The organism is Streptomyces sp. NPDC000941, from assembly GCF_053599555.1.
Genome location: NZ_JBSFMM010000100.1, coordinates 32,915 through 40,885 on the forward strand (window position 1 = coordinate 32,915; position 7,971 = coordinate 40,885).

The following is a 7,971-nucleotide window of genomic DNA, read 5'->3' on the forward strand; positions in this document are numbered from 1 at the left end:
GCCGGATCAGATGTGACAGAAGCAGGTGTGACAGAAGCAGGTGTGGCAGAAGAAGGCGTCCCCACTGTGCGGCTCCTGAGCAGTCCCGGCCTAACGCCGTAGTCCGACACCGACAGAGTGGCAGACATGCCGCCCTCATATGCGCCGAGTTACGCAAGTGAGCCGCGATGAGGGGAAAAATCAGGTGAACAGTGTGTCGGAGCTGCGGCACCTGTGCGGATGTTACGCCTCGGGTGGCGCATCAGCCCCACCCGACACCCCCGCTCGACACCCCGGCCCGGGATGCCCGCCGCATGCGTCCGCTCAGTTCTCCCTCGTACCCGCGTACATATCCTCCAGCAGGTCCTTGTATTCCCGCTCGACCACCGGTCGCTTGAGCTTCAGGCTCGGCGTGAGCTCACCGTGCTCGACGTCCAAGTCGCGCGGCAGCAGCCGGAACTTCTTGATCGTCTGCCAGCGCTGCAGCCCCTCGTTGAGCCGCCGCACATAGCCGTCGATCAGGTCCCGCACCTCGTCCGTGGCCACCAGCTCGGCGTACGACTTGCCCTCCAGGCCGTGCTCCCGCGCCCAGTCCATGAGCGTGGGCTCGTCGAGGGAGATCAGCGCGGTGCAGTAGTTACGGTCCGCGCCGTGCACCAGGATGTTGGAGACGAACGGGCACACCGCCTTGAACTGGCCCTCGACCTCGGCCGGCGCGACGTACTTCCCGCCCGAGGTTTTGATCAGGTCCTTCTTGCGGTCGGTGATGGTGAGATAGCCGTCCGGCGAAAGCTCGCCGATGTCTCCGGTGTGGAACCAGCCGTCGGACTCCAGCACCTGCTCGGTCAGCTCTGGCAGCCCGTGGTAGCCCTGCATGATGGACGGTCCGCGCATCAGGATCTCGCCGTCCTCGGCCACCCGCACCTCCAGGCCCGCGAACGCCTTGCCCACCGTGCCGGTGCGGTACTCCACGGGGTTGAGGAAGCCGGGGCCGCTGGTCTCGGTGAGTCCGTAGCCCTCCAGGATGTTGATGCCGGCGCCGGCGAAGAAGTAGCCGATGTCGGGCGCAAGCGCGGCCGCGCCGGACACCGCGGCCCGCAGCCGCCCGCCGAACGCCTCGCGCAGCTTGGCGTAGACCAGCTTGTCGGCGACGGCGTGCTTGGCCTTGAGGCCCATGGGCACGGAGGCCGTGCCGGTGCGGCGGAAGTTGTCCTGGGAGGTCTTGGCGTACTCGCGGGCGACCTCGACCGCCCACTGGAAGATCTTGTACTTGGCGCCGCCGCCCGCGCGGGCCCGCTGCGCCACGCCGTTGTAGACCTTCTCGAAGATCCGCGGCACGGCGCACATGTAGGTGGGCCTGACCACCGGCAGGTTTTCGATGATCTTGTCCTGCCGGCCGTCCACGGCCGTCGTGTGGCCGACGTACACCTGCCCCGCCGTCAGCACCTTGCCGAAGACATGCGACAGCGGCAGCCACAGATACTGCACATCGTCCTCGAAGAGGATCCCGTCGAGATTGCCGATCACGATGGCCATGTACGACCAGGTGTCATGCGCCAGACGTACGCCCTTGGGGCGTCCGGTGGTACCGGAGGTGTAGATGAGCGTGGCCAGCTGGTCGGCGCGGAGCGCGTCCATGCACTCGCGCACCGCGTCCGGGTGGTCGTCGAGGTGGGCCGTGCCGCGCTTCTCCAGCTCGGCGAGCGAGAGCACCCAGCCCTCGGGGTCGCCCTCGGCGGGGATCGCGTCCTCGGCCTTGATCACCACGACATGGGCCAGGTCGGGAAGTTCCTCGCGCTGCTCCCGCACCTTGGCCAGCTGCGCCCCGTCCTCGGCGATCAGCACCCGGCTGCCGGAGTCGGAGAGGATGAAGGCCGTCTCCTCGGCGTTGGTGTTCGGGTAGACCGTGGTGGTCGCCGCGCCCGCGCACAGCACCCCGAGGTCGGTCAGGATCCACTCGATACGCGTGGAGCAGGCGAGCGCCACCCGCTCCTCGGGGCGGACGCCGAGGTCGATCAGGCCGGCGGCGATGGCGAAGACCCGGTCCGCGGTCTCGCGCCAGGTCAGGGGCTGCCAGTCGTCGGGGCCCTCGCCCGAGGCGGGCGGGACCGGATAGCGGTAGGCCTCGGCGTCCGGCGTCGCCTCGACGCGCTGGAGGAAGTGCGTCGCCAGGGACGGCGGGCGGTTCTCGAGCAAAGTTTTTGTGTCGGTCACGGTCACGGCATCCTCCGGAGCCCGCCTCAGTGCTTGTCTCGCTTGCCTCGCTCGCCTCACGCTTATTGACTCGCGAGTAACCTTTGAGCAGTGATCAGGGTAAGGGCCGGAACCGTACCGCGTAAGGGGGCTTCGGCCACCTTGTTGAAACCAAGGGCGCGTCGGTGCGGAAGCGTGGGGCGGCAGTCGCGTGAAGAGGGCAGTGGGCCTGGCGCTACGCGCGCCGGACCCACTGCCCGCCGGCCCGCCCTACTTCTTCGCCTTCGCGTCGCCCTCGGAGTCGGAGGACAGCACCGCGATAAAGGCCTCCTGCGGGACCTCCACACTGCCGACCATCTTCATCCGCTTCTTGCCTTCCTTCTGCTTCTCCAGCAGCTTCCGCTTCCGGGAGATGTCACCGCCGTAGCACTTGGCCAGCACGTCCTTGCGGATGGCGCGGACCGTCTCGCGGGCGATCACCCGGCTGCCGATGGCGGCCTGGATCGGCACCTCGAAGTTCTGCCGCGGGATCAGCTCGCGCAGCTTGGCGACCAGCCGGACGCCGTACGCGTACGCCTTGTCCTTATGGGTGATCGCGGAGAACGCGTCGACCTTGTCGCCGTGCAGCAGGATGTCGACCTTGACCAGGTCGGAGACCTGCTCGCCGGTGGGCTCGTAGTCGAGCGAGGCATAGCCGCGGGTCTTGGACTTCAGCTGGTCGAAGAAGTCGAAGACCACCTCGGCAAGCGGAAGGGTGTAGCGGATCTCGACCCGGTCCTCGGAGAGGTAGTCCATGCCGAGCATCACACCGCGGCGGTTCTGGCAGAGCTCCATGATCGCGCCGATGAACTCGCTCGGGGCCAGGATGGTGGACCGTACGACCGGCTCGTGCACCTTGTCGATCTTGCCCACGGGGAACTCGCTGGGGTTGGTCACCGTGTGCTCGGAACCGTCCTCCATGTCCACCCGGTAGATCACATTGGGCGCGGTGGCGATCAGATCGAGACCGAATTCGCGCTCCAGGCGCTCACGGATGACCTCCAGATGCAGCAGGCCGAGAAAGCCGACGCGGAAGCCGAAGCCGAGGGCCGCCGAGGTCTCCGGCTCGTAGACCAGCGCGGCGTCGTTGAGCTGGAGCTTGTCCAGCGCCTCGCGCAGCTCCGGGTAGTCCGAGCCGTCCAGCGGATACAGCCCGGAGAAGACCATGGGCTTGGGGTCCTTGTAGCCGCCCAGCGCCTCGGTCGCCCCGTGGGTGAACTGGGTGATCGTGTCGCCGACCTTGGACTGGCGGACGTCCTTCACCCCGGTGATCAGATAGCCCACCTCACCGACGGACAGCCCGTCGGCAGGGGTCATCTCGGGCGAGTTGGTGCCGATCTCCAGCAGCTCATGGGCGGCGCCGGTGGACATCATCTTGATGCGCTCGCGCTTGCCCAGCGTGCCGTCGACGACCTTGACGTAGGTCACGACGCCCCGGTACGCGTCATAGACCGAGTCGAAGATCATGGCTCGGGCCGGGGCGTCCTTGACGCCCACCGGGGCCGGGACCAGCCTGACGACCTCGTTCAGCAGTTCGGCCACGCCCTCACCGGTCTTGGCGGAGACCTTGAGCACATCGGAGGGGTCGCAGCCGATGATGTGGGCCAGCTCGGCGGCGTACTTCTCGGGCTGGGCGGCCGGGAGGTCGATCTTGTTGAGGACCGGGATGATCGTGAGGTCGTTCTCCAGGGCCAGGTAGAGGTTGGCCAGGGTCTGCGCCTCGATGCCCTGGGCCGCGTCGACCAGCAGGATGCAGCCCTCGCAGGCCGCGAGGGAGCGCGAGACCTCATAGGTGAAGTCCACGTGGCCAGGGGTGTCGATCATGTTGAGGATGTGGGTGGCGCCCGCATCCCCGCCTTGATCCCCGCCCTGGGGCGCCCAGGGCAGCCGGACCGCCTGGGACTTGATCGTGATGCCGCGCTCGCGCTCGATATCCATGCGGTCGAGGTACTGCGCGCGCATCTGCCGCTGATCGACCACACCGGTCAGCTGGAGCATCCGGTCGGCGAGCGTCGACTTGCCGTGGTCGATGTGCGCGATGATGCAGAAGTTACGGATGAGAGCCGGGTCGGTACGGCTCGGCTCCGGCACATTGGTAGGGGTCGCGGGCACGCAGGGTCCTGTGTCTAGGCGGGACGCGGTGTTGTCAGACAGTGATGTCAGTCAGTCGTCAGTCCATGGTCCCACGACTGGCGACCGCGCCCGGGTTCGGTACGGCGACGGCGGCCGGGTTCGGTACGGATTCGGCTCCGTTTAGGAGGCCGCGAAGCCTGCTGGTAATCTGGTCGACTGTGTCTCGTGCCGCTCTCGCGAGCGACACCGGACGCGAAACGAAACAGCGAAATCCAACGAACCTGCGAAGGCTCTTTACGTGGCGAACATCAAGTCCCAGATCAAGCGGAACAAGACGAACGAGAAGGCGCGCCTGCGCAACAAGTCCGTCAAGTCCGAGCTGAAGACCGCGATCCGTCGGACCCGCGAGGCCGTCGCCGCCGGTGACGTCGAGAAGGCCACCGCCGCCGCCCGCGTCGCGTCCCGGAAGCTGGACAAGGCCGTCAGCAAGGGCGTCCTCCACAAGAACAACGCCGCCAACAAGAAGTCGGCCCTGGCCAGCCAGGTCGCCGGCCTCCAGGGCTGATTCTCGGGGCCACCGCCCCACCCCGCCGTGGGAACATTCGAGCCCTCTACCTCGAATCACGGACAGTCTTCGTAGTACGCCACGCTACGTCCGATGCCCCCGGGCCCACTCCGGGGGCATTGCTGTGTCCCGGGCGTCATCACAGCCGCACGCGCCAGCATTTGCCGGGCGGCTCACCGGTCTTGTCGCTCTTGCGGCTCTCGCTGCCCTTGCTGCTCTTGCAGACCCTGAGCGAGAGGTGCGCCGCCTCGTGGATATCGCGCGAGGACTCCTCGCATGCCCCGTCGTCACTGGTGTCGCTCCCCTTGATGAGAGCGTCCCCGCCGTCGGCCCAGATGTCCGTGCCGGCCGGAGTGAAGACGTACGCCCGTATGCCCACCCCATCGGGAGTCTGATCGCAGACCCGCAGGGTGTCCGCGTCCTCGTTCCATCGCACGGCGTCCCCGTCGAAGGTCGTCGGCACGTCGAACGGCATCCGCGCCGCCGTCCCAGGCGATCTCGTAGTCGCTGATCTGCCGGCCGCCCTGGGTGTTGGCCAGCGTCTCGTCCATCTGCTGCTGGAGTGTGTCGGTGCGCGGGTCGGCGAAGGCCGACGGCTGCGCGCCGAGCACGCCCACGGCTCCCAGCACGACGGCGCTCAGAGCCGCGGCGGTGGTACGTCGCATATCGGGTGTCCTTTCTTGGAAGGCGAATCCTGGAAGCGATTCCGTTTCCCGGTTGACTGCCGGCCGACGGACGGCGTCAGGCGGGCAGAAGCGCCGTCAGGCGCCTGTCCCCGACCCGGTCGATGTCCCGTCCGGCTGCCGGTGCCTCGACTCTCGGGCCGTCGGGAGTTGTCCGAAAGCCCAGCTCAGACCGGACAGACAAGCGGACAACTGCGGCCTCGGCGGCGGGCGGGCGACGGCGTCGATTAAGGTGAGCGACGGCTATGCGTCACTGCGGCGCCAGAGCGTCCGGCGCATTCCGCAACAGCTCCGCGGTGGCGGGACGTTTCCCCAGGGCAGCGTGGGGCTTTTGGCCTTTATCGGGTATGTTCACGTCATGTCGATACCGGGGGAGTCTCCCAACCCGTACGGGCCGCCGCAGCAGCCTCAGCCACCTCAGCCAGGCGCACCGGCCCCACAGCCGAACCCCTACGCGCAGGGCCCGCAGCAGGGACAGTCGCCGTATCCGTACGCGCAGCCGACGATGCCCGCCATGCCCGCCGTCACCGCGATGCCCCCGGGGCCCCCTGGTCCTCCCGCGCCTCCCGGCGTCGGTGGCTGGTCCACACCCGAGACTGCGGCCGGGGCCGGGTACGGCCCGATGGGCGCCCAGCCACACATGCCGCCCGCCGGACCGGTCAACCCCGGCGGCCGGGGCAAGGGCTGGCTGTGGGGCCTGGGCGGGGCCGTCGTCGCCTCGGCGGTGTGGGCCGGGGTCGTGTTCTCGACCGGCGGCTTCGGGAGCGACGAGAAGAAGGCCGACCTGGGGACCTACCAGTACGCCAACAACCTGTGCTCCTCCAGCGACTTGACCCCCATCGAGAACGCCTCCTTCAAGGAGAAGGAGTCGACCAGCGGGACCAATCCGCAGCACAGCAGCTCGGAGGACCCGGCCATGGACTCGATGACATGCAATGTCGACTACGAGCCCAGCTCCTCGTCCAGCAGCGACTACTCCTCCGCCTGGCTCTACACGACGGCGTATCTTCACCGGAAGACCGACCCCACGCCCGAGTTCAAGGCGACCTACATGTCGTACAAGAACCAGAAGACCTCCACCACCCACTACAAGGTGTCCAAGGTCAGCGGTGTCGGCGACGAGGCGTATGTGGTGGCGCAGGAGTACGAGAGCACCAGCAACACCAGCGCCTATGTGATCCTCGGGGTGCGCGACGGCTGGATGACGTACCAGACGACGTGGTCGCAGTACGCGTCGAGTTCGTCGGACAGCCCGGTCAAGAGCAATGCCGAGATCACCGAAATGCTCAAGGCGAGCGCCAAGGGGACGCTGGAGAAGCTGCAGAAGTAGTCGGCCAGTTGGCCAACCGGCTCGAAGCGGCAGCCGCGCGGGCTGTCACCGTCGGACCCGTCCGGTAACCCCGGGCGGGTCCGTGGCTTTTCTACCGCATCTCTGATGGATCCAGCTCTGCTGAATCTCCGTGGGAGAAGGGGCCTAGCGGCCCGCTCGGGCGGCACGGGCGACGGTGACCACCGCCTTCTCCAGCGCGTACTCCGGGTCGTCGCCGCCACCCTTGACCCCCGCGTCGGCCTCGGCCACGGCGCGCAGCGCCACCGCCACACCATCCGCCGACCAGCCGCGCATCTGCTGCCGCACCCGGTCGATCTTCCACGGCGGCATGCCGAGCTCACGCGCCAGATCGCCGGGGCGCGCACCGCGCGGCGCCGAGGCGAGCTTGCCGATGGCGCGCACGCCCTGGGCGAGGGCGCTGGTGATCAGCACCGGGGCCACGCCCGTGGACACGGCCCAGCGCAGCGCCTCCAGGGCCTCGGCGGTGCGCCCTTCGACCGCGCGGTCGGCGACGGTGAAGCTGGACGCCTCGGCACGGCCCGTGTAGTAGCGGGCGACGACAGCCTCGTCGATCGTGCCCTCCACATCGGCGACGAGCTGCGCGCAGGCACTCGCCAGCTCGCGCAGATCGCTTCCGATAGCATCGACCAGCGCCTGGCACGCCTCCGGCGTGGCGGACCGCCCGGTGGCCCGGAACTCCGCCCGCACAAAGGCCAGCCGGTCGGCCGGCTTGGTCATCTTCGGGCACGCGACCTCGCGCGCGCCCGCCTTGCGGGCGGCGTCCAGCAGCCCCTTGCCCTTGGCGCCGCCGGCATGCAGCAGCACGAGAGTGATCTCCTCGGCGGGGGCGCTCAGATACCCTTTCACGTCCTTGATCGTGTCCGCCGACAGGTCCTGTGCGTTGCGCACCACCACGACCTTGCGCTCGGCGAACAGAGAAGGGCTCGTCAGCTCGGCGAGCGTGCCGGGCTGCAGCGCGTCCGGCATGAGGTCGCGCACATCGGTGTCCGGGTCGGCGGCGGGGGCCGCCGCGGCGGCCGGCGCCACCGCGCGGGCGTCCAGCCGCTCGTCCAGGAGCCCCCCCGCTCTCACGCTCGCGGCGGGCGCCG

Annotated in this window: 6 protein-coding genes; 2 read left to right on the plus strand and 4 right to left on the minus strand. The window is 68.5% G+C overall.

What is annotated here, in order from left to right:
- Positions 1-303 precede the first annotated feature (303 nt).
- Positions 304-2,193: an AMP-dependent synthetase/ligase gene (locus ACWDSL_RS28910; RefSeq protein WP_450490287.1), complete on the minus strand. Its 1,890-nt coding sequence runs from the start codon at positions 2,191-2,193 to the stop codon at positions 304-306.
- A gap of 249 nt (positions 2,194-2,442) precedes the next feature.
- Positions 2,443-4,323, minus strand: coding sequence for a translation elongation factor 4 (gene lepA, locus ACWDSL_RS28915; protein ID WP_450490289.1), 1,881 nt, complete (start codon positions 4,321-4,323; stop codon positions 2,443-2,445).
- Positions 4,324-4,582: 259 nt separating this feature from the next.
- Between lepA and rpsT the strand changes: the two genes are divergently transcribed.
- Positions 4,583-4,849 (plus strand): 30S ribosomal protein S20, encoded by a 267-nt coding sequence (gene rpsT, locus ACWDSL_RS28920; RefSeq protein ID WP_089506760.1) that lies wholly within the window; start codon positions 4,583-4,585, stop codon positions 4,847-4,849.
- A gap of 139 nt (positions 4,850-4,988) precedes the next feature.
- On the opposite strand, the gene ACWDSL_RS28925 is transcribed toward rpsT, so the two are convergent.
- Entirely contained in the window at positions 4,989-5,324 is a 336-nt protein-coding gene (locus tag ACWDSL_RS28925; RefSeq protein WP_450490291.1) for a hypothetical protein, read from the minus strand.
- Between the two features lie 566 nt (positions 5,325-5,890).
- On the opposite strand from ACWDSL_RS28925, the gene ACWDSL_RS28930 reads away from it, so the two are divergent.
- A complete protein-coding gene (locus ACWDSL_RS28930; RefSeq protein WP_450490293.1) occupies positions 5,891-6,862 on the plus strand; it encodes a hypothetical protein in 972 nt (323 codons plus the stop codon).
- A gap of 144 nt (positions 6,863-7,006) precedes the next feature.
- Here ACWDSL_RS28930 and holA read toward each other — a convergent pair whose 3' ends face one another.
- Entirely contained in the window at positions 7,007-7,954 is a 948-nt protein-coding gene (gene holA, locus ACWDSL_RS28935; protein WP_450490295.1) for a DNA polymerase III subunit delta, read from the minus strand.
- Between the last annotated feature and the right edge of the window lie 17 nt (positions 7,955-7,971).

Coding starts and splice junctions, on each gene's coding strand:
- ACWDSL_RS28930 (WP_450490293.1), top strand. CDS start 5,891: ATGTCGATACCGGGGGAGTCTCCCAACCCGTACGGGCCGCCGCAGCAG.
- ACWDSL_RS28925 (WP_450490291.1), bottom strand. CDS start 5,324: ATGCCGTTCGACGTGCCGACGACCTTCGACGGGGACGCCGTGCGATGG.